Source organism: Enterococcus rivorum, assembly GCF_001742285.1.
GTDB classification, from domain to species: domain Bacteria; phylum Bacillota; class Bacilli; order Lactobacillales; family Enterococcaceae; genus Enterococcus_L; species Enterococcus_L rivorum.
This window is the reverse complement of the sequence record NZ_MIEK01000002.1, coordinates 21186-41539: the sequence shown is the minus strand read 5'-3', so window position 1 is coordinate 41539 and position 20354 is coordinate 21186. Positions and strand designations below refer to the sequence as shown.

At 35.5% G+C, this 20354-nt stretch carries 20 protein-coding genes; 11 read left to right on the top strand and 9 right to left on the bottom strand.

Translation table 11 applies throughout. The features are described 5' to 3' along the window. Positions 1–4: 4 nt before the first annotated feature. Entirely contained in the window at positions 5–1984 is a 1980-nt protein-coding gene (locus BCR26_RS01415; protein WP_245676896.1) for a BglG family transcription antiterminator, read from the bottom strand. Positions 1985–2076: 92 nt separating this feature from the next. Between BCR26_RS01415 and BCR26_RS01410 the strand changes: the two genes are divergently transcribed. The 4 genes from BCR26_RS01410 to BCR26_RS01395 are packed head-to-tail and all read left to right on the top strand — an operon-like array spanning position 2077 to position 5486. Further along, positions 2077–2394: a PTS sugar transporter subunit IIB gene (locus BCR26_RS01410; protein ID WP_069697176.1), complete on the top strand. Its 318-nt coding sequence runs from the start codon at positions 2077–2079 to the stop codon at positions 2392–2394. A gap of 22 nt (positions 2395–2416) precedes the next feature. Then, complete coding sequence (locus tag BCR26_RS01405; RefSeq protein ID WP_069697175.1) at positions 2417–3667, top strand: PTS sugar transporter subunit IIC; 1251 nt, start codon at positions 2417–2419, stop codon at positions 3665–3667. A gap of 6 nt (positions 3668–3673) precedes the next feature. Next, a complete protein-coding gene (locus tag BCR26_RS01400) occupies positions 3674–4024 on the top strand; it encodes a PTS lactose/cellobiose transporter subunit IIA (protein ID WP_069697174.1) in 351 nt (116 codons plus the stop codon). A gap of 4 nt (positions 4025–4028) precedes the next feature. Continuing rightward, positions 4029–5486, top strand: a complete 1458-nt coding sequence (locus BCR26_RS01395) for a glycoside hydrolase family 1 protein (protein WP_069697173.1) — start codon at positions 4029–4031, stop codon at positions 5484–5486. An 865-nt stretch (positions 5487–6351) separates the two neighbouring features. On the opposite strand, the gene BCR26_RS18225 is transcribed toward BCR26_RS01395, so the two are convergent. From BCR26_RS18225 to BCR26_RS01380, 3 genes are all read right to left on the bottom strand, one after another. Further along, the gene (locus BCR26_RS18225; protein ID WP_281186363.1) at positions 6352–6702 is read right to left on the bottom strand and encodes an NUDIX domain-containing protein; all 351 of its coding nucleotides are present in this window, start codon (positions 6700–6702) and stop codon (positions 6352–6354) included. A gap of 109 nt (positions 6703–6811) precedes the next feature. Next, positions 6812–8182: a 23S rRNA (uracil(1939)-C(5))-methyltransferase RlmD gene (gene rlmD / locus BCR26_RS01385; RefSeq protein WP_069697171.1), complete on the bottom strand. Its 1371-nt coding sequence runs from the start codon at positions 8180–8182 to the stop codon at positions 6812–6814. Between the two features lie 44 nt (positions 8183–8226). Continuing rightward, positions 8227–8694, bottom strand: a complete 468-nt coding sequence (locus BCR26_RS01380) for a GNAT family N-acetyltransferase (RefSeq protein ID WP_069697170.1) — start codon at positions 8692–8694, stop codon at positions 8227–8229. Positions 8695–8804: 110 nt separating this feature from the next. Between BCR26_RS01380 and recX the strand changes: the two genes are divergently transcribed. From recX to ntdP, 4 genes are all read left to right on the top strand, one after another. Further along, entirely contained in the window at positions 8805–9605 is an 801-nt protein-coding gene (gene recX, locus BCR26_RS01375; protein ID WP_069697169.1) for a recombination regulator RecX, read from the top strand. After that, the gene (mutY, locus tag BCR26_RS01370) at positions 9595–10761 is read left to right on the top strand and encodes an A/G-specific adenine glycosylase (protein WP_069697168.1); all 1167 of its coding nucleotides are present in this window, start codon (positions 9595–9597) and stop codon (positions 10759–10761) included. Before recX ends, mutY begins: the two co-directional genes overlap by 11 nt. Before the next feature lie 17 nt (positions 10762–10778). Continuing rightward, positions 10779–11102, top strand: coding sequence for an SH3 domain-containing protein (locus BCR26_RS01365; protein ID WP_069697167.1), 324 nt, complete (start codon positions 10779–10781; stop codon positions 11100–11102). Between the two features lie 245 nt (positions 11103–11347). After that, on the top strand, positions 11348–11881 hold the full coding sequence (ntdP, locus tag BCR26_RS01360) for a nucleoside tri-diphosphate phosphatase (protein ID WP_069697240.1): 534 nt from the start codon (positions 11348–11350) through the stop codon (positions 11879–11881). 86 nt (positions 11882–11967) lie between these two features. On the opposite strand, the gene BCR26_RS01355 is transcribed toward ntdP, so the two are convergent. Beyond that, positions 11968–12402 (bottom strand): GNAT family N-acetyltransferase, encoded by a 435-nt coding sequence (locus BCR26_RS01355; RefSeq protein WP_069697166.1) that lies wholly within the window; start codon positions 12400–12402, stop codon positions 11968–11970. 172 nt (positions 12403–12574) lie between these two features. Here BCR26_RS01355 and BCR26_RS01350 point away from each other — a divergent pair, with 172 nt between their 5' ends. Together BCR26_RS01350 and BCR26_RS01345 are read left to right on the top strand one after the other, a co-directional pair. Then, complete coding sequence (locus tag BCR26_RS01350; RefSeq protein WP_069697165.1) at positions 12575–13708, top strand: AI-2E family transporter; 1134 nt, start codon at positions 12575–12577, stop codon at positions 13706–13708. 97 nt (positions 13709–13805) lie between these two features. Continuing rightward, positions 13806–15185 (top strand): hemolysin family protein, encoded by a 1380-nt coding sequence (locus BCR26_RS01345; protein WP_069697164.1) that lies wholly within the window; start codon positions 13806–13808, stop codon positions 15183–15185. A 96-nt stretch (positions 15186–15281) separates the two neighbouring features. Here BCR26_RS01345 and BCR26_RS01340 read toward each other — a convergent pair whose 3' ends face one another. The 4 genes from BCR26_RS01340 to BCR26_RS01325 are packed head-to-tail and all read right to left on the bottom strand — an operon-like array spanning position 15282 to position 18712. Continuing rightward, entirely contained in the window at positions 15282–15941 is a 660-nt protein-coding gene (locus BCR26_RS01340) for an ABC transporter permease (RefSeq protein WP_139124852.1), read from the bottom strand. Positions 15942–15949: 8 nt separating this feature from the next. After that, positions 15950–16888 carry an osmoprotectant ABC transporter substrate-binding protein gene (locus tag BCR26_RS01335; RefSeq protein WP_069697162.1) on the bottom strand — a complete coding sequence of 313 codons (939 nt, stop codon included), beginning with the start codon at positions 16886–16888 and terminating at the stop codon, positions 15950–15952. Then, a complete protein-coding gene (locus tag BCR26_RS01330; protein WP_069697161.1) occupies positions 16885–17523 on the bottom strand; it encodes an ABC transporter permease in 639 nt (212 codons plus the stop codon). Before BCR26_RS01330 ends, BCR26_RS01335 begins: the two co-directional genes overlap by 4 nt. A gap of 4 nt (positions 17524–17527) precedes the next feature. Continuing rightward, entirely contained in the window at positions 17528–18712 is a 1185-nt protein-coding gene (locus BCR26_RS01325; RefSeq protein WP_069697160.1) for a betaine/proline/choline family ABC transporter ATP-binding protein, read from the bottom strand. A 414-nt stretch (positions 18713–19126) separates the two neighbouring features. Between BCR26_RS01325 and queA the strand changes: the two genes are divergently transcribed. Continuing rightward, complete coding sequence (queA, locus tag BCR26_RS01320; protein WP_069697159.1) at positions 19127–20158, top strand: tRNA preQ1(34) S-adenosylmethionine ribosyltransferase-isomerase QueA; 1032 nt, start codon at positions 19127–19129, stop codon at positions 20156–20158. The last annotated feature ends 196 nt before the right edge of the window (positions 20159–20354 follow it).

The window sequence follows — 20354 nt, the reverse complement described above, 5'->3', positions numbered from 1 at the left end:
TAGGTTATTCAAATAAGGTGTCAATAAAGGCCGTATAATTTTGAGTACTCAAGAGCTGATGTAATTTTTCTTGTTCTGAAAAAGTATCGATCATAAAGTCGAATAATTGCCGAAATTTTTTCATATCAGTTTTATTCATGACGATTATAATAATCACTTGAACATAGTAAGTTCCCCATTTTACAGGGTAGTCATTTAAAATAATCGAAATGCCTGTTTTTTTTGCAGTCATCTCCATGGCATGAGGAAGTGCTACAGCGTTGTTGAAAGAGGTTGCTGACATTTTTTCTCGCGCTTTAATTAAATCAATAAAGGAAGGTTCGATATAATCTGTTTGAACAAGTTGTGTGCCCAAGTAGTCAATATAGTCATCTGGTGAGTCTAAGTAAATATTTCGTTTAAAATGTTCAGGAGTTAAATAAGTTTGAATGCTTTTTTTAAGCGTATTGAGCACTTTCCTTTGCTGAACCGTTTGAATTTCTGCTTGGATTTTTTCTAAATCTTTTCCTGACAAGAATGGGGAAAGTTGAATGGCTTTATCTAATTCTTTGATCTCAATAGTTGATAAGACGAGGTCAGCCTGCCTCATTTTGACTAATGCATTCGAATCTAGTCGATAAAAAGTGTCTACAATGTTTAATTGTGAATTAAATTTTTCGTCAATTTTGTAAACGAGACGTTCGTGCATGTCGTAGTACTCTGGTGTGTAAATAACGCAACTCAACTTGTTTTCTGTTTCAAATTTTTCTTCAAAATAAGAACCAATGTGCATTGCAATGAAGGTAATTTCATCGTCTGAAATAGGAAGCTTAATTTTTTGTTGAATTTTTTGTGCTATGAAAACAGCTACTTCATAGATAAATGCGTAAGAATGTTTGATTTCTTCCGATAGAGGGTTTCGGACTTGCTTCCCATTTTTAGCACGATAAATTAAGTTGGAAACATGTAATGATAGATTCAAGACCAATTCCTCTGACATTTGAGTAATAAAGTATTTTTCGGCGACAGTCTCTAAGACTTCTGCAACAAATGTATAGATTGATGTTTCTATATAATTTTTTAAAGAAGTATCGTTTGAAGGTGAAATTTTAGTCATTAAAAGAAGTGCTAAACTATTGATTTCATACAAGTCCATTTCGACAGCTAGAGCTTTATGAATTTGTTTTCCAATTTGGCTTGCGATTTGATATTCAATTTGAGTTTCGGAGAAAATTTCCGGTGTCTGGTCAATGTCAGAACGCTGATGGTGAACTAAGCGATTAACAGCAATTGCAAGATGCAATAATAAACTGTTCATAGCGTAACCATTAACGTATAATTGCTGCTTACTTAGCTTGTCAACTACGATGTTTTGGATTGTTTCAATAGGGATATCAGGAAAAATAGTTTGGATGGAGTGAATCGATTGGAAATTTTGTCCAACTTCATCTTGTAACAGGTCACTAGCAAGCTTCCTGAAATTTGTTTCTTCCCCTTCGATACTTAGAAAATGCCCATTTTTTATAATTTTTAATTGATATTTACTTAATTTTTTTCGTAAGTGTAAAGTGTCTTTTTCTATGGTTGGGATACTCACAAACAGTGTTTCTGCCACATCAAAATAGTCAATGCGTCGGTTTTGAATGAGTAAATTCATTAAGTAATGACTTCTTTCTTTTGGTGTGTTTAGTTCCGGTTGGAGAGAGTAGAGAGCTCCTTGTAAATCAACTACAGTATCCATCTTATACCCTTTTCTAGAGGCGATAATAATGTCTGATTCTGCATGTTGGTTAATTTTAGCGACATAGTTACGAACGGTTCTAGTTGAGACAGCTAATGCTTTGGCTAGATAAGCAGCAGATAACCAGTCTTGTTGGTTTATTAGCAGCTTTAGCAGTGTTTCTTCTTTTTGATTTAAAGGCACTTTACGTTCTCCCCTTATCCTTTTATAGTTCTTATTATTCGTTTCAAAAACATTTAAATCAAGTACAGTTTTTTCCGCCAAAGCCATTTGAATAGGAAAGAAATCTATTTGATAAGAAGGATGAAAAGATTGATGATAAGAGTGTCACAAATGAAGAGTAGGAGGCAAATAAAATGAGTGAATTAAGAATTTTACTAGTGTGTGGATCAGGTGCAAGTAGCGGTTTCATGGCGGCAAATATGCGTAAAGCAGCGAAAGAACTAAATTTAGAGATGCGGATTGTCGCAAGAAGTGAGTCAGAAATTGAGAATTACGTTGATGAAATAGATGCGTTGATGGTGGGGCCGCATCTAGAATACCTTCTTGATGAAGTGGACGAAATTATTCAAGATTCTACCTTAAAAGTGATCTTAATGAAAAAAGAATACTATGCCACATTAGATGGAAAGGCAGCCGTTGAGCACTTGTTGCTAGAATTAAATAAAGAATAAAATATAAAAAGGGGCGTTATAGATGAACAAGTTGATTTATTGGTTGGAAAATAGTTTTTCACCTAAGATGAACAAAATAAATAATAATCCTTGGATAGTCAGTATCAAGGATTCAATTATGCAAACATTACCGTTTATTTTCCTAGGATCAATTTTTTCAATGTTGGCTATTTTAAATGATTATTTCCCGGGATTACCTAGCTTTTGGGTACCTTTTGGCTGGACGATGGGGAAAATATCTCTTTTTGTGGCTTTTCTAATTCCATTTAATTTAATGGAAAAAAAGAGATTACGGAAACAAAGAATTATAGCTGGTACAAGTGGTTTATTGTTATTTTTAATGATTATTTCTCCTCAAATTGAAAAAGATGGTGTTATTGGATTTGGCCATGATGCATTAGGTGCCGGGGGGATGTTTGTTGCGATTGTTGCTGGTTTAATTGCCGGTTGGGTTTTAGTTATGCTAGGGAAGTTTAGCTTCTTCAAGGAAGAGTCAGTTATTCCAGACTTTGTTCGAGCATGGTTTGATTCTATGTTACCAATTGGTGTAATCGTTCTTTTTGGTTGGATAGTCGTGTTAATTATGAAAGTAGATTTGTATAATATTGTGCTGACTATTTTTATGCCGTTGTCTCATTTTATGGAATCGCCGTTTGGCTTTGTAGGGATGATGTTCTTGATTTGTTTCTTGTATTCAATGGGGATTTCTACGTGGGTTCTTACACCAGTTGTGCAACCAGTGTTGCTAAAAGCGATAGCGGAAAATATTGCATTGGTTCAAAAGGGTAACGCTACTGTTGAAACGTTGAATCTCGTTACAAGTAGCACGTTATATTCAGCGTATCTTTGGATTGGCGGAATTGGGTGTACAATGCCGTTAGTGTTTATGATGATGCGTGCGCGCTCCAAAAAAATTAGTGCTTTGGGGAAAGCGTGTATTGTTCCATCAATCTTTAATATTAATGAACCTGTCATATTTGGTGCAGTAGCCTGGAATCCCATATTGATGATACCAATGTGGTTACAAGGAATTATTTTACCCGTAGTGATTTATGTATTTACAAAAGTTATTCCATTTGCGCCGATTCCAAAAGTACAGTTTGAATTGTGGTATTGTCCGTTTCCGTTTGCAACGTGGTTTACTACAGGAGCAATTACAGGAATTATTTTGATGCTAGGAATTTTCTTGATTTCAGCTGCCATCTGGTATCCGTTTTTCAAAGTCTATGATGATCAGGAAACAAAAGCAGAAAATCAAATGTTGAAGGAGTAATGATAGATGGATGATGCGTTGACAAAGCAGGCGATGAATATTATTTTATTTGCAGGAGATGCTAGAGTGAATTGTAAAAATGCTCTGATTGCAGTAGAAAAAAATGATTTTGAATTAGCTAAAAAAGAAATGAAAAATGCGAGAAAAAATATCACAGAAGCACATAAAATTCAAACAGAAGTGATACAAAGTGAGATGGGAGAGGAAGCAAAGCTGCAACCACATTCGTTATTATTTACTCATGCGCAAGACACCTTAATGACGATTTATAGTGAGATAAACTTGGCAAATCATCTGATTAAAATTTCAGAACGGATCAATGAACGCTTAGTATTACTGGAAAAAGAACAGGAGTGAAGAGATGTATCAAGTACCCAAAGGATTCCCAAAAGATTTTTTATGGGGAGGAGCAGTGGCCGCTAATCAATGCGAAGGGGCTTATGAGTGCGAAGGCAAAGGAACGAGTGTCGCTGATATTAACGAATTTCGAGCAGATTTACCTTTAGAAAAAAGATCGAATGCTGAAATTTCTACAGAATACATTAAAGCAGCATTACAAAACGAAACAGGTATTTTTCCAAAACGCTGGGGGATTAATTTTAAAGAAACTTACTCAGCTGATTTAAAATTATTAGGTGAGATGGGTTTGAAATTGTTTAGGACTTCTATTGATTGGTCAAGGATTTTTCCCAATGGAGATGATGAAGAACCTAATGAAGCGGGATTACTTTTTTATGACAATTTAATTGATGAAATTATTGCCAATGGAATGGAGCCAATGATTACTCTTTCTCACTATGAAATTCCGTTGAATTTGACGCTAAATTATACTGGTTGGTATTCAAGAGAAGTAATAGATTTTTTTGTTCGCTATTGTAAAGTACTACTAGACCGTTACCAAGAAAAGGTAAAATACTGGATTGTTATCAATCAAATCAACTTAATCGGGCATGAATCTTTCAATCATCTGGGAATCGCTGAAGATAAGGTAGCAAATTTGCAAGAAGCTAAATATCAAGGTGTCCATAATATGATGGTGGCCTCAGCTAAAGTGACTAAATATGCTCATGAAGTAAATGAAAACTATGAAGTCGGGATGATGCTTTGTGGTGGTCCTGAATATGCAGCGACTTGTAAACCAGAAGATGTTTTAGCGACAATGAAGATTAATCAAATGGAGTATTTTTTTGCGGATGTTTTGTTACGAGGCTACTATCCAAAATATGCCTTTAGATTTTTTGAAGAGCAAGGGATAAAAATTGATTTTGTTGAAGGGGATGAAGAAGCATTAAAGCATACTGCAGATTACATGAGTTTTTCTTATTACTATACGCAAATATGTGATGCACAACATTCTGAACCTTATCGAAATAAAGCTTTGCCAGCCAATCAGTGGGGGTGGACAATTGACCCGCTTGGGTTAAGGATATTGTTGAATTCTTTCTATGACCGTTATCAATGTCCGATTTATATTACTGAAAATGGGATTGGATGCTATGACAAACTGGAAGCAGACGGTAGTATTCACGATGATTATCGAATTGATTACTATAAAGCACATATCCAACAAATGAAAGAAGCCATCAAGGATGGTGTTGATTTAAGAGGATATTGTGCGTGGGGACCTATCGATATTATTAGCTGTTCTTCTTCTGAAATGAGTAAAAGATACGGTTTTATCTATGTCGATCAAGATGATTATGGAAAAGGCAGTCAAAAACGATTCTTGAAAGATAGTTATTATTGGATGAAGGAAGTGATTGCAAGTAATGGGGAGAAGGTAGGACAAACCCATGAAGAAAATGAAAACAAAAAATAGCCAAGACTAAAGAGAAGAGAGAGGCAACTAAGCTCCACTGCTAGCAGTTATTGTCAGTGAAAAACCGTGGAACCACTCTGAGCCCAAAAGTCAGGTCTCAGAGTTTCCAAGCTTCAAACTTGGGCTAAATAAATGGCAAGCCCAAGTCATTCACATTGGATTCTGGTCACGGGCACTGACACGAACTGCTAGTAGTTCCGCTGTTTCTCTGGAAGCAACTGTGCATAAAGATAACTCAATTATAATAGGGTCAAAATACTATACTAAGTCATATATATAAATACTATCAGTGTTTTATAAACTAGATTAGGCTCCCCTGCTCCTTCAATAAAAAAAAGGGTGGCTGGGCTCTACTCCCAACAGTTATTGCCAGTGAAAAACCGTGGAACCACTCTGAGCCCAAAAGTCAGGTCTCAGAGTTTCCAAGCTTCAAACTTGGGCTAAATAAATGGCAAGCCCAAGTAATTCACATTGGATTCTGGTCACGGGCACTGACACGAACTGCTAGTAGTTCCGCTGTTTCTCTGGAAGAAACTTTGTCTAGTCTCTTTTATTTGTGCAACACTTGTGAACAAATCCTTAATTATAAATACATGACGTATGATAAAAAATCTTTTGAGTCAAAATTACTTAGTTGTTTAGAAAATTACGCGGTCTAGTCTAGTTTGTGCAGACTTTTTCGTATGGTTTCATCAGATTTATTCTCAAAATAATCGGTAATTTGAACGCTATTTTTGAGTTGCTGAAAACTAATATTTTGACAAGATATTAAAAAAATCGTATGAAATAAGCATTTTAAACACTGAATTTCATACGATTTCTCTATGTTGTCTTTGCAGATTTAGATTCTAAAGTAAAAAAATAATTACAGCAATTCAGTAATTATTTTTTTTATTGCACCAAAATGCATTGCATAAAATTTGTTAGGCTGATTCAATAATTTTGAGATATCTTCTACGCTTCTCCAAGCAATGTTTTTACTTTCATCAGTTTCTTTTAGCAAGTTACCTTCCGCTTCACACAAGAAAACGTCCATCATTATTGGGTATCTTCCCGCAATATTTTGGACACTATAGTAAGGGGTATAACTTTGAACTTCGTAATAAGGAGCACTCACGGTTTCAATTTTCCCAGTGTTTATTTTAGTTATGGGCAGACCACACTCTTCCTTCACTTCTCTTTTGAGTGTTTCAAATATATTTTCAAACGCTCTGATTTTTCCATAATGTCTAATCTCCTTTAAGTAGCATTGAAAAACAGAGATACTTTGAGATTTAGAGAGTGAAACAAAACTGATTTTTAGTTTTGTTTCACTCTCTTTCTTCTTATTTTTTTGTCAATTTTACGACAACTTCGCAGCGTGCAGTTTGAGGAAACATATCAACAGACTGTAGATACTCTACTGTGTAAACTTTGGCCAAATCGACTAAATCCTTTGCTAAAGTAGAAACATTACAAGACACGTAAACCATTTTTTTCGGTGGTTGCGTCAGAATCGCTTTTAATAGCTTCTGATCTAATCCTGTTCGTGGCGGATCAACAATAATGGCATCGGGTTTAAATCCTTCTTTAAACCACTGAGGCAATAACCTTTCCGCAGCACCAACCTCGTAATAAGTGTTGGTTACGCCAAGTCTCTCAGCATTTTTTTCGGCATCTTCAATTGCGGCTGGAATCGTATCCATGCCGCGGATTTCTTGGACTTTTTTCGCAATACTTAGTCCGATAGTACCAACACCACAATAAGCATCTACTACACTATCATATGGTTGAGGATCTAACGCTTTAATCGCTTGAGCATAAAGAACTTCCGTTTGTTCGGGATTCAATTGGAAAAAGGCCCTTGGCGACAAGTCAAAAGTAACTTCACTTATTTGCTCTTCGATACTCTCTTTCCCCCAGAGATGCATCGTATCGTCACCCATAACAATGGACGTCTTTTTATTCTGAACATTTTGCATAATCGAAACGACTTCAGGCAATTGCTCTTGAATTTCCTGAAGTAAGTCACGTTTTTTTGGAAATTTTGTTGATTGAGTGATAAAAACGACTTGCAGTTCACCCGTCTGAATCCCAACACGAACCATTATTGTTCTGAAAATACCGCTATTTTTTTGCTCATCATAGATTGGTAGGTGATATTTATTTAGTAATGCAACAATCACATTCATAACTTTCGTTATAGCTGGCTGTTGAACAAGACAATCGGTAATCGGCACTAGTTGATGAGATTCTGCTTGGTAAAGTCCAGCCTGTACTTCTCCCTCTATTTCTCGCAATTGAAATTGGGCTTTATTTCGATAATGCCAAGGCTCCTTCATTCCGATAGTTGGTAGAAGCTGATAGTCTTGAAAATCTTTCGGTCTAAATTTGTTTAAGGCTTGTTTTAGTAAATCTTTTTTGAAAGAAAGTTGAGCCTTGTAGGATAGATGCTGTAGCTGGCAACCACCGCAAGTCTCATATACTGGGCAAGGAGGTGCTATACGCTCCAGAGCTTCTCTTTTGATTTCTTGAATTTCTCCTTCAATGAATCGTTCTTCCACAGCGGTAACTTTTACAATAATTTCTTCTGTAGGTAAAGCACCAGGAACAAAAACAATGGTTTTTTTGTAATAACCGATTCCTTCACCATTAATCCCTAAACGTTTGATTTTTAAGGGAATCGTTTGGCCTTCTTTTAACATTAGTTGGGTCATGTTGTCATCCTTTACATCGTGATATTTTCTGAAACAATTAATTTTTAAAGCATTAAGTGCATGACTTTTAGTAGTCCAGTATCGCTAGAAACTCTCATAGAAGTATCAGAAAAACCAGTTTTTTCATAGAGTTTTTGAGCGGCAATATTTTCTTCGTTGACGGCTAGAACAATTTCAGTAACAGAAGGGAATTGTGATTTTATATAATCTGGCAGTAATAAAAGCACTTTTTTTGCGTAACCTTTACCTTGCATACGTTGATCTGTCGAAAAAGTTCGTAATAAGACGGCATGTGTATTTTCAGTATACAAGTGAACGTCTTTTTTTTCATCAATCACAAAAAAAGTAGTGAGGTTACCGTTCTCGATACCTAAAAGTGGATGAATAAAAGAAAACTTTTCAGCAATTTTAATGGGGAAATCGGGCATTCCAGTATATATTAACTGTTCGTCTGAAAGCTGATACTGGTCAATCAGTAATTGAAAAGCAGGTTTAAAAGGTTCGATTCGCATCTTTGTTCCCCCTACTAGTTTTCCTTATTTTAGCATAGTTTTAAAGGTTTGGCTTCTGGTATTTCTATGGTATAGTAGAATGTATGTTCTCACTAGAAAGGCGGGAAAAGATGGAGACAATAGTAAAAATTACCAAAGATAAAGGGCAATTCTATCTTATCTGGCTATCCTCAGGAGATAAGCTAAGAGTTTCAGAAGACATATTAGTGAAACACCGCTTGTTAAAAGGGCAAGAATTGGCAGAATCAACCATCGAAGCAATAAAAAAAGCAGGATCTTATGATGTTGGTCTGCAAATGTCACTGAACTATTTAAGCTATCAACTACGTTCTGAAAAAGAAATTCTTGATTATTTAAGAGAAAAGGAAATCTTACTAGATGATCGTAAAAAAATTGTAGAGCAGTTAAAAACGTTGAACCTTTTAGATGATAAATCTTATAGTGAAAGCTATGTTCGAACACAAATGAGAATTTCTGATAAAGGACCAAAAATGATTCAGCAACAGTTAAAGAAAAAAGGCATTAATGAGGAAGATATTCAACATGGACTCACTTTTTTTACTCTTTCAGAGCAGGTAGAAGTAGCTGTTGCTGCCGCTGAAAAAGCAATGAAACGTTATCGGGATAAAAGCTTTAAAGACAGTTTACAAAAAGTGAAACTACATCTTATGCAAAAAGGCTTTAATTATGAAGTAATTGATTTGGCTTTAGAAGAATTATCTTTTGAAAAAGATGAAGATGAAGAAAAAGAAATCGTTCAAAAACAAGGAGATAAACTTTGGGAGCGAAATCATAAATTAGACAGAAAAAAGCGTTTAATGAAAGTAAAACAAGGGCTTTTTCAAAAAGGGTTTGACTACGATTTAATTAACCAATACATTAGCGAAAAGGAATTAGAAGATGACGAATAAAAAATTCTGGGAAACATGGAACCAAGAGACTGTATTTTCTTTTCAACAAGAATTTATTGAATGGTATGAACAAGAAAAGAGAAACCTGCCGTGGCGAGTAAACTTAGATCCATATCGTATTTGGATTTCAGAAATAATGTTACAACAAACGCGAGTAGACACGGTAATCGATTACTATTATCGTTTTATGGAATGGTTTCCTACTATTCAGGCGTTGGCAGATGCACCCGATGATAAGCTACTGAAAGCATGGGAAGGGCTAGGCTATTATTCGCGCGCTAGAAATTTGAAAATCGCTGCACAGCAAATTGTGACTGAGTTCGGGGGAGAAATGCCGAAAACAATAGAGGAGATTCGTCAGCTTAAAGGAATTGGTCCATACACTGCAGGGGCGATAGGTAGTATTGCTTTTCAACTACCTGAGCCAGCAATTGATGGCAATGTTATGAGGGTTGTTAGTCGTTTGTTTGAAATTAGTGAGGATATTGCGAAATCAAGTAGTCGTAAAGTTTTTGAAGAAGCAATGTACTATATTATTCATCAGAAACGGCCAGGGGACTTTAATCAAGCGCTGATGGACTTAGGCTCGTCGATTTGTACCCCTACTTCGCCAAATTGCTTAGAGTGCCCGATAAAGGCTTATTGCTTAAGCTATAAAAATGGAACGATGACAGATTTCCCAGTTAAAACGAAAAAATCAAAACCCAAAGACGTCTATTATGTCGGTGGCATTATGGAAAATAGCCAAGGAGAATTTTTACTGGAGCAAAGAGAAAGTAAAGGGTTATTGGCGAATATGTGGCTCTTTCCAATTGAAGAAGTGACCAAAGAAAAATTTGAGTATCTGCAAAAAAATTGGCAAGAAAAAAATCAGCAACTCTCTTTTCAGTTTGAAGAAGGGGCAATGATTGCAGAAGAAGAGGCTAAAATTTTCTCCGATTATCAGCAAGTCGTTTGGCAGAAGCGCTCGCTAGGAGAAGTTACCCATATTTTTAGTCATCTAAAATGGCATATTTTAGTCTTTTATGGACGTCAAACAGGTTTACAAGAGCTAAAAAGTAATCAGAAATGGGTAAAAGAAATTGATTTTGAATCCTACGTATTTCCGAAACCGCAACAAAAGATGCTGGAGATGTTTGAAAAAAACAAGAAATGATTAAGGAGGAAGGGATCATGCAATTGAAGGTAGTAGAAAACCATGATGGGGAAGGGATTTTTCCAACTTTTAAAAAGGGAACTTTAGTACAAGAACCAACTCCGTGTAGTCATTATGCTCATTGGGTTTCGGTAACGATAGATGGACATAGTACTTATATTTCAGAAGACTATATTGATGGTGAACTTCTAAACTGTGACTATAATCCTACCGAATTAATCACAAAAAAAGGAGAAAAAGTTCAGTTGTTGTTAGCTGTCTATGAATGGGCATTAGTTAAAAATGAATTGGGAGCAGTAGGTTGGCTACCTTTCGCAAAATTAACGTCTTGCCAAGCCTAAAGTTTGGCTAATCCTCGTATTTTAAATAGAATGGTTGTTCTATTCCATAGAATTTATAGGGTTTGAAATAAGTCTTGCTTTTAAAGAAGTTGTGTTTACTAAGTTTTATATAAAAATACTTCCCTAGTATGCAAATTTGAAAATTATGCTATAATTGTAGTGATATCGGTGTAATGAACACCCAAAAAAAGAAATTTCGCAAGATAATTGAAGGTTTCTTTTTGACAAGGGAAAGTTGGGGTACTATGGGAATACCTAAGGAAGGTGAGTTTATAACGATTCAAAGTTATAAACACGACGGCCATTTACATCGGACGTGGCGAGATACCATGGTATTAAAAACAAGTGAGTATTCATTAATCGGCGTCAACGATCATACTTTGGTAACAGAGTCTGATGGACGTCGTTGGGTCACTCGGGAGCCAGCAATTGTATATTTTCACAAGAAATACTGGTTCAATATAATAGCAATGATCAGAGAAAAGGGGGTTTCTTATTACTGCAATCTAGCTTCACCATACTTGTTAGATGATGAAGCACTAAAGTATATCGATTATGATTTAGATATCAAAGTTTTTCCAGATGGAGAAAAACGGTTATTGGATGTGGACGAATATGAGTTCCATAAAAATGTAATGGATTATCCAAACAATATCGATATCATCCTAAAAGAAAATGTAAAAATTTTAGTGGATTGGATTAATAATGAAAAAGGACCATTTTCTGAGGCTTACGTGGATATCTGGTATAAACGCTACCAAGAGCTATTGAAGAAATAGCCGATGTAAAAGAATGATAGAATAAACGGACTACTCTCTAATTTAAGGAGTAGTCCGTTTATTTAATTATTAGACATAGTATTTAATTAGAGAGATTTATCCATTTGGGAATGTTCTATATTAGCTTCAACAAAAAGTTCTCCCTGTTTTGTATACCCCAATTTTTCATAAAAACCTAAAGCACTCACTTGTGCTCCCAATGTAATCTTGTTGTAGCCCAGTTCAATAGCAAGATTTTCTGCTTCAATAATTAGTACCCGACCGTAATCTTTCCCACGAGAAGCTTTTTCCACAGCCATTCGCTGAAGCTTAAGTATTTTATTATCTAGAGGTAGCAAACGACAAGTAGCGACTGCTTCGTTTTTGTCTGAATAGAGGACTAAATGAAAACATTTGTCTTCGTATTGGTCAATTTCTATATTTTCTGGCACACCTTGTTCTTCTATAAAAACTTGTTTGCGTATCTTCAAGGCATCTGAATAAACAGGGCTTGTTGTTTCTTTTGTATAAAGGATTTTCATGGGTTAAACGCCTCTCAATTCTATTAGTCATTGACTTAACTAAATAAAGTATACCTTAAAATAAAAAAATCCGTCAAATGTAGTATTGCTATCTTATTTAAGGAAGGGTATGCTAAAATCTATTCACAGGTATTTTTTGAAATTCATTTTAAAGAAGTAGAGGAGAAAAACTATGTTTGAAAAATTAAAGCAATCAAAACTATTATTTTGGTCAGTAGAATTATTGGTGATTGCCACTTTGATTTTTGTGTCATCTAAAATAAATTTTATTTTTAAGCCAATTAGTACATTTTTCTCAACATTATTTGCGCCTATTTTGGTTGCAGGATTTCTATTTTATATATTAAATCCAATTGTTAAGATGTTGATGAAAACAAAAATGAAACGAATTTATGCAATTATGATTGTTTTTTTGTTGTTAGTGATTGCGATTGTACTGTCATTAGTTAGTGTGCTGCCTAAATTAGCAAGTCAGTTGGCCAGTTTGGCTTCAAGTCTTCCCAGCACTTTCAAAAGTGTTGAAGCGTGGTTTTATCAAATGGCAGATTTACCGATATTCAAGCAAGTTGACTTAAACGAATATGTCCAAAAGTTAGATATTTCTTATGGAAAAGTCATCCAACAGTTTTTAAGTGGACTTTCTGGTAGTTTAGGCTCGGTGGTTTCTACAGTAGCTTCAACAACGATTGTCATTTTCACTGCCCCATTCATCCTTTTTTACATGTTGAAAGATGGAGAGCGTTTGGTACCCGGAATTAGTCGGTTCTTACCAGAAAAGCGTCAAAAAGATATTACCAGTCTATTAGGAAAACTAGATCAAACGCTCTCTAACTATATTAGTGGGCAAGCAATTGAATGCTTGTTTGTTGCGACGTTCACAGCAATTGGCTACTCAATTATTGGTATGAAATATGCGTTCTTATTTGGAGTAATCGCTGGTATAACCAACTTGATTCCGTATTTAGGCCCATATATTGGTTTAGCACCGGCTGTTTTTGTGACAGTATTTGATGAACCATTTAAGGCATTACTTTGTGGTGTGGTCGTATTGATTGTTCAGCAAATCGATGGCAATATTATTTATCCTAATGTTATTGGGAAAACGTTGAAAATACATCCCTTAACAATCATTTTGATTTTACTTGTTGCAGGAAATATTGCTGGACTACTAGGGATTTTCCTCGGTGTTCCATTCTATGCTGTTTGTAAAACAATTGTGATTCATGTTTTTGAAATGATTCGCTCAAATAAGGATTTACAGCCTGAAAATATAGCAGTTAGTGAAGCCGGCAATGAGGAAAATTAGCAGGATATGTTGAAATAGAATGTTAATTGTGATACGATTTTAACGTGACTACTTAAGTAGTCACGTTTTTTATACTTAATTAAGGAGAGAGTGCATTATGAATAATGCTGACCCCGAGAGTCAGTCGCTAATAGCGCAAATTTTACTATTAGTCATTTTAACATTAATCAATGCTTTTCTTGCAGCTTCAGAAATTGCAGTGGTTTCTGTTAACAAGAATCGAATTGAACAAAAAGCAGAAGAAGGGGACGCAAAGGCGAAGAAACTGTTAAAAGTTTTACGCGATCCGACAAGCTTTTTATCAACGATTCAAGTTGGTATTACATTAGTAAATATTTTGGCTGGGGCATCTTTAGCAGATACATTGGCTTCGAAATTAGCACCTATTTTAGGCGGCGGTACAGCAGCTAAAAATATTGCCAGTGTGATTATTTTAACGATGTTAACGTATGTTTCGATTGTTTTTGGTGAACTTTATCCAAAAAGAATTGCTATGAATAGATCGGAAGAAGTGGCTCAAATCACTTCGGGACCTGTCCGTGCATTAGGTTTCATTGCACGTCCATTTGTTTGGTTTTTATCGGCATCCACCGACTTGCTGTCAAAAATCACACCAATGACTTTTGATGATGCAGATTCTAAAATGACTCGAGATGAAATGCGCTATATGTTAGAAACAGAAGGCGTTTTAGACAATGACGAGTTAGAAATGCTTCAAGGTGTATTTTCGTTGGATACAAAAGTGGCCCGTGAGGTGATGGTACCAAGAACAGATGCATTTATGATTGATATTGATGATGATGTACAAGAAAATATTGATTTTATTTTATCTGAAAATTATTCTAGAATTCCAGTTTACAACGAAGATAAAGATAAGATTATTGGTGTCCTGCATACCAAAAATTTATTGAAATCTGCACATAAATTTGGTTTTGACCACATTGATTTAAAAGAATTGATTCAAGAGCCGTTATTTGTCCCTGAAACGATTTTTATCGATGACTTGTTATATGAACTGAAGAAGACGCAAAATCAAATGGCGATACTCTTAGATGAGTATGGTGGTGTTGTAGGTTTAGCAACTTTAGAAGATTTATTGGAAGAAATCGTTGGTGAGATTGATGATGAGTCAGATGAAGTGGAAACCTTATATTCTAAAATTGGTGAGAATGAATATTTAATTCAAGGTCGAATGTTGATTGATGAGTTCAACGAAGTATTTGGAACAGACTTGCATATGAGTGATGTAGATACGATGGCAGGCTACCTAATAACTGCTTTAGGAACTATTCCAGATGAAGGAGAAAAAATTTCTTTCGATATTGGGAATTTAACATTGACTTCAGAAGAAATGGAAGGAACACGAGTATTAGCTTTAAAAGTAGTCTTTCATGACAAAGAAGAAGTAGATGAAGAACCAGAAGAAAATAGACGTTTCTTTCGTAAAGAAATGGAAGATGACGAACCAAGAAGATAATATAATGTATGACTAAAAATAGTAAGAACCGCATGAAAGCCATCCTTGATGGTACTTTCATGCGGTTTCTACTATTTTTTCCAATGATGATAGTGACTAAGCGTGTTTACTTGCTGGATCTAGTCTTCGTTCAATGATTCCTAAAACCCAATCAGTAATAATTGCCATCAATGCTGTAGGTAAAGCACCTACAAGTATAATGGCGGTACCATTTGTAGCATTTGTCCCTCGAATAATGATATCTCCTAAGCCACCAGCTCCCACAAAAGCACCAATCGCTGTAATTCCAATCGCTACAACTAGCGCATTTCGAACACCAGCCATTATAACGGAAACAGATAGAGGAAGTTCTACCATATAAAGTCGTTGCCAAGGAGTCATCCCCATACCTTTTCCTACATCTAAGATATTTCTATCTACTTGAATCATCCCAGTGTAGGTGTTTTTGATAATAGGAAGTAAAGAGTAAAGAAACACAGTTACAATAACTGTATTTACACCCAAACCTAAGCCTAACATCAAAATTGATAACATGGCAAGGGAAGGAATCGTCTGGATTAAGTTGGCGATACTAATTATCCAACCAGCCATTTTTCTTTTACGAGCAATTAAAATCCCAACAGGAATTCCTATGATAGCAGCAAATAGGACACCATAAATAGAAATCAAAAAATGACGTACAAATTGACTTAATACATAACTACCATTTTGATTAAAGTAGTAGAAAAATTGTTCAACTAGGTTCATATTTTGCATGTTTTGCATTAGTTGCCACCTCCTTCAGATTCAAAGAAATGGTGTTCTCTTAAAAAGTTTTCTGCAACTGTTTCTGGTTCCATTAAGTCGTTATCTGCTTGGAAATTTAATTTCTGCATCGTTTCTGTATCTATTTTTCCAGCGAGTTTAGAAAGAATGTCAACTAAATCAGGATTTTCTTGTAATATTTCATCCGTTGCGACAATACTAGAGTCGTAAGGTGGGAAAAATTGCAAGTCATCTTCTAAAATAACTAAATCATAACTGCCGATTCGTCCATCAGTCGAATAGCCGAGGACGACATCCATTTTACCAGCAGCTACCGCATCATAAACAAGCCCAACCTGCATAGGATAAATTCGTTTGAAATCAAATCCATAGGTCTCTACAAATCCTTTGTAGCCGTCTCCTTTACGATCAATCCAAGATGTATCTGCCCCTGCGGTTAATTCCGTAGCCACATTTTTTAAATCACTAATTTTCTTTAAATTATATTTTGCAGCGGTTTCTTTTGAAACCATAAAGGCATAGGTGTTAGCAAATCCATATGAAGGGAACCATTTTTGGTTGTAACGCTTTTGGAACTCTTTTGCGACAATATTGAACGCTTTTTTAGGATCTTTCTCTGCAGGCAATTGTAATGTCCCTGTTAAGTCAGTTCCGGTATAGCGAGAGGCAGAAATACTGGTATCTCCATTTATCATAGATTGATGGATGACAGTTGTGGTTGCCAAGTTGTTAATAATCGCTACATTCTTATCGGTATAATGCTCAATCATTCCTTTCACAATTCCAGCTAAAATCTGAATTTCAGAAGTTGACCCTCCGGCAATCGTTATCGTATTTGAATTATTTCCACTAGCTAAACCAGGAAGAGAACAACTAGCTAATGAGAAAGTTGAAACGAACAGAAGAAGGCTAAACATCCATTTTTTGATTGATTTCATTCAGATTCACCTCGCAATGCAATTGGAGTCAGTTTTTTCTCAAGCATTCCCAATGAAAAATCAGCAAGTAAAGCGATAATGGCAACAGGAATTGTGCCAGCAAAGATTAAGTCTGCTCGATATAAATTAAGTCCACTAAAGATAAAGTCACCTAACCCGCCAGCGCCTATATAAGAAGCTAATGTTGCCCAAGCGACAACATAGACCGCAGCTAATCGGATACCTGCCATAATCGTAGGCATCGCGACGGGAAGTTCCACCATAAGAACAGATTGAAAGCTAGTCATTCCCATTCCTTTAGCAGCATCTTTATAGTCTTCACTTACCTCTTTAATTCCTATATATGTGTTACGTAGAATTGGTAATAAGGAATAGATGAATAGGGCAATGATTGCTGGAAATTGTCCAACACCAAAAAGAGGAATCATTAGTGCTAATAAAGCTAATGAAGGAACTGTTTGCAAAGCACTAGTTAAACCAATGACAATTGCAGCAATTCTTTTTGTACGTGTTAATAAGATGCCGATAGGAACAGCGAAAAGTACGCCTAAAGCTAAAGAAGTAGCTGAAATAAAAATATGCTCCCCAATTCTTGATACTAATTCATTCCCTTTTTCTAATAGAAATTGATTCATTTCCTTACACCTCCATTTGAGGTTGCTGGGTGTTGGTTGTTTCAGAATCATCCGTTGGTTCATCAGTATCTTCTTCGCCCCAGATTACGTCATAAACAATGTCAACTAAAGACGCACGTGTCAAAATGCCAACGACTTTTTGTTTGTCATCCACCACAGGGACATATTTCAAACCACGTTTTAAAATTCGTTGTAGGCTGTCTCTTAATAAAGAAGATTTTTTTACATAAAAAACTTTTGGGTTGATGATGTCGCTGATAATAGTGGCTGTTTTTTTTCGTCGATCAATGGTTTCTACATCTACAAATCCTTTAAGTACGCCAGAACCGTCTACCACAAGTAGCGTATCTACACGTTTTTCTCTCATTAATTTGATCGCTTCAGACAATGATTTTTCAGGAGTAATAGTGATCGCGTTATTTAACATCACTTCTCCAACGGTTGTAATGTTTGGTTTTGCTTGGATTAAGCGGTCTTCACCGATCAGTTCTTCTACAAATTCATTGACTGGATTACGTAAAATGTTATCAGGTGTATCAAATTGAATCACTTTTCCTTCACTCATTATTGCGATACGATTCGCTAATTTTAAGGCTTCGTCCATATCATGAGTAACAAAAATAATTGTTTTTCCTAAACGTTCTTGTAAATCTTTTACTAAGTCTTGTAAAGAATCTCTTGTAATTGGATCGAGTGCCCCAAATGGTTCATCCATTAAAATGATATCTTGATTAGCTGCCAATGCACGAACAACACCAATCCGCTGCTGTTGACCACCGGATAATTCGTTAGGATAACGATCAAGCATTTCGCGAGGAAGCTCTACCAAATCAATCATTTTTTCTGCAATCTTATTTCTTTCTTCCACAGGTGTTTTAAGTAGTTTTGGAACCAGAACAATATTTTCACGAATTGTCATATGTGGCATTAACCCGATGTTTTGAATAACATAGCCAATTTTACGACGTAATTCTACCGGGTTTATTTTTTGAATATCTTTACCATTGATTAAAATTTTGCCTTTTGTAGGATCGGTCATGCGATTAATCATTCGCATAGAGGTTGTTTTTCCGCTACCACTTGTTCCTATGAAGCAGATAAATTCTCCTTTTTCAAAAGAAAGGTTAATGTCGTCAACAGCAACTTTACCACCTTTGAAAATTTTTGATACATGTTGAAAATCAATCACTATTTTCACCCCGAATAATCATTTATTTTATTTCTCTTCTTTACTAGTATGCTATAAAAAGAAGCGTAGAACAAATAAGGGGAGCGATTTTAGTGTTCTTTCTTCATAAGTAAGAGGTGAAAAAAACGTTTTAATAACAATTTTAATAGATATTATTAATATTACAAAAGTGTCTAAGTTATTGTTTCTATAGCGTTTACTAGGAGATGTTCGGCTTCTTATATATAACAAGTATTTTTTATTGCAATTTCATTAAAAATAAATGAGGATAAAAGCTGTTTTTTTGCTATAGTAAAAACATTATTTTGGAATAACACATAAATAGAGTTGTCAATTTTACTAGGAACTTCGTAGCCAACCGGTCAAAAACATGATAGAATAGCCAAGACAAATTCAGTAGAGAGAGTGACAGATATGCTAACCACAGAAGATTTTGATTTTGATTTACCAGAAGAGTTAATTGCTCAAACCCCATTGAAAGATCGTTCAAGCTCTAAGCTATTGGTATTGAACCACGAAACAAAAGAAATGGAAGATAAACAGTTTAGTGAAATTATTGATGAATTGAATGCTGGCGATGCTCTTGTGATGAATAATACTCGTGTTTTACCCGCTCGTTTGTATGGGGAAAAACCAGATACTGGTGGACATCTAGAAGTATTATTATTGACAAATACAGATGGAGATACATGGGAAACCTTGATTAAACCTGCTAAAAGAGCAAAAGCTGGGACTGAAATTAGTTTTGGTGATGGTCGCTTGAAAGCAACGGTTATTGAGGAATTAGAACATGGAGGAAGAATCATCACGTTTAATTATGAAGGGATTTTTCTTGAAATTATTGAATCGTTAGGTGAAATGCCATTACCTCCGTATATTAAAGAACGCCTTGAAGATCCAGAACGCTATCAAACGGTTTATGCCAAAGAAAATGGTTCAGCAGCGGCTCCAACAGCAGGCCTTCATTTTACGAGTGAGCTATTGGAGAAGATTCAAGCGAAGGGAGTTAAGCTGGTGTATTTGACGTTACATGTCGGCTTAGGAACTTTTCGTCCTGTAAGTGTTGAAAATTTAGAAGAACATGCAATGCATAGCGAATTTTATCAATTAACAGAAGCAGCAGCAGAGCAATTGAATGAGGTTCGGGCAAATGGTGGACGAATTATTGCTGTTGGCACAACCTCTATTCGTACATTAGAAACAATTGGTACGAAATTTAATGGGGAAATCAAAGCAGATAGTGGCTGGACAGATATTTTTATTACACCGGGATATGAATTTAAAATAGTCCAAGCTTTTTCAACTAACTTTCATTTGCCTAAGTCAACATTAGTGATGTTAGTTAGTGCTTTTGCTGGGAGAGAACTAACATTGGCAGCGTACCAACATGCGATTGATGAAAAGTATCGATTCTTTAGCTTTGGAGATGCTATGTTTGTGAGGTAGGAACTACTGATAGTAAATGAACAAAATCGCACTAGTTATTGGAGGTTGAGACAGAAGTGAGCCATTGGATCAAAAGCCCAGACTTTTGACCACCGCTTATTCTGATATAGAGGATGAAACAAAACTGATTTTCAGTTTTGTCCATCTTCTTTTTTGTTTTAGGTTCGTCTTTTTAAATATAAAAAAAGCCAAGCTT

Coding starts and splice junctions, on each gene's coding strand:
- BCR26_RS01380 (WP_069697170.1), bottom strand. CDS start 8,694: ATGCGAATCGAACCTTTTAAACCTGCTTTTCAATTACTGATTGACCAG.
- BCR26_RS01350 (WP_069697165.1), top strand. CDS start 12,575: ATGTTTGAAAAATTAAAGCAATCAAAACTATTATTTTGGTCAGTAGAA.
- rlmD (WP_069697171.1), bottom strand. CDS start 8,182: ATGACCCAACTAATGTTAAAAGAAGGCCAAACGATTCCCTTAAAAATC.
- BCR26_RS01355 (WP_069697166.1), bottom strand. CDS start 12,402: ATGAAAATCCTTTATACAAAAGAAACAACAAGCCCTGTTTATTCAGAT.
- BCR26_RS01365 (WP_069697167.1), top strand. CDS start 10,779: ATGCAATTGAAGGTAGTAGAAAACCATGATGGGGAAGGGATTTTTCCA.
- BCR26_RS01345 (WP_069697164.1), top strand. CDS start 13,806: ATGAATAATGCTGACCCCGAGAGTCAGTCGCTAATAGCGCAAATTTTA.
- BCR26_RS01340 (WP_139124852.1), bottom strand. CDS start 15,941: ATGCAAAATATGAACCTAGTTGAACAATTTTTCTACTACTTTAATCAA.
- ntdP (WP_069697240.1), top strand. CDS start 11,348: ATGGGAATACCTAAGGAAGGTGAGTTTATAACGATTCAAAGTTATAAA.
- BCR26_RS01400 (WP_069697174.1), top strand. CDS start 3,674: ATGGATGATGCGTTGACAAAGCAGGCGATGAATATTATTTTATTTGCA.
- BCR26_RS01335 (WP_069697162.1), bottom strand. CDS start 16,888: ATGAAATCAATCAAAAAATGGATGTTTAGCCTTCTTCTGTTCGTTTCA.
- BCR26_RS01395 (WP_069697173.1), top strand. CDS start 4,029: ATGTATCAAGTACCCAAAGGATTCCCAAAAGATTTTTTATGGGGAGGA.
- BCR26_RS01405 (WP_069697175.1), top strand. CDS start 2,417: ATGAACAAGTTGATTTATTGGTTGGAAAATAGTTTTTCACCTAAGATG.
- mutY (WP_069697168.1), top strand. CDS start 9,595: ATGACGAATAAAAAATTCTGGGAAACATGGAACCAAGAGACTGTATTT.
- recX (WP_069697169.1), top strand. CDS start 8,805: ATGGAGACAATAGTAAAAATTACCAAAGATAAAGGGCAATTCTATCTT.
- BCR26_RS01410 (WP_069697176.1), top strand. CDS start 2,077: ATGAGTGAATTAAGAATTTTACTAGTGTGTGGATCAGGTGCAAGTAGC.
- queA (WP_069697159.1), top strand. CDS start 19,127: ATGCTAACCACAGAAGATTTTGATTTTGATTTACCAGAAGAGTTAATT.
- BCR26_RS01330 (WP_069697161.1), bottom strand. CDS start 17,523: ATGAATCAATTTCTATTAGAAAAAGGGAATGAATTAGTATCAAGAATT.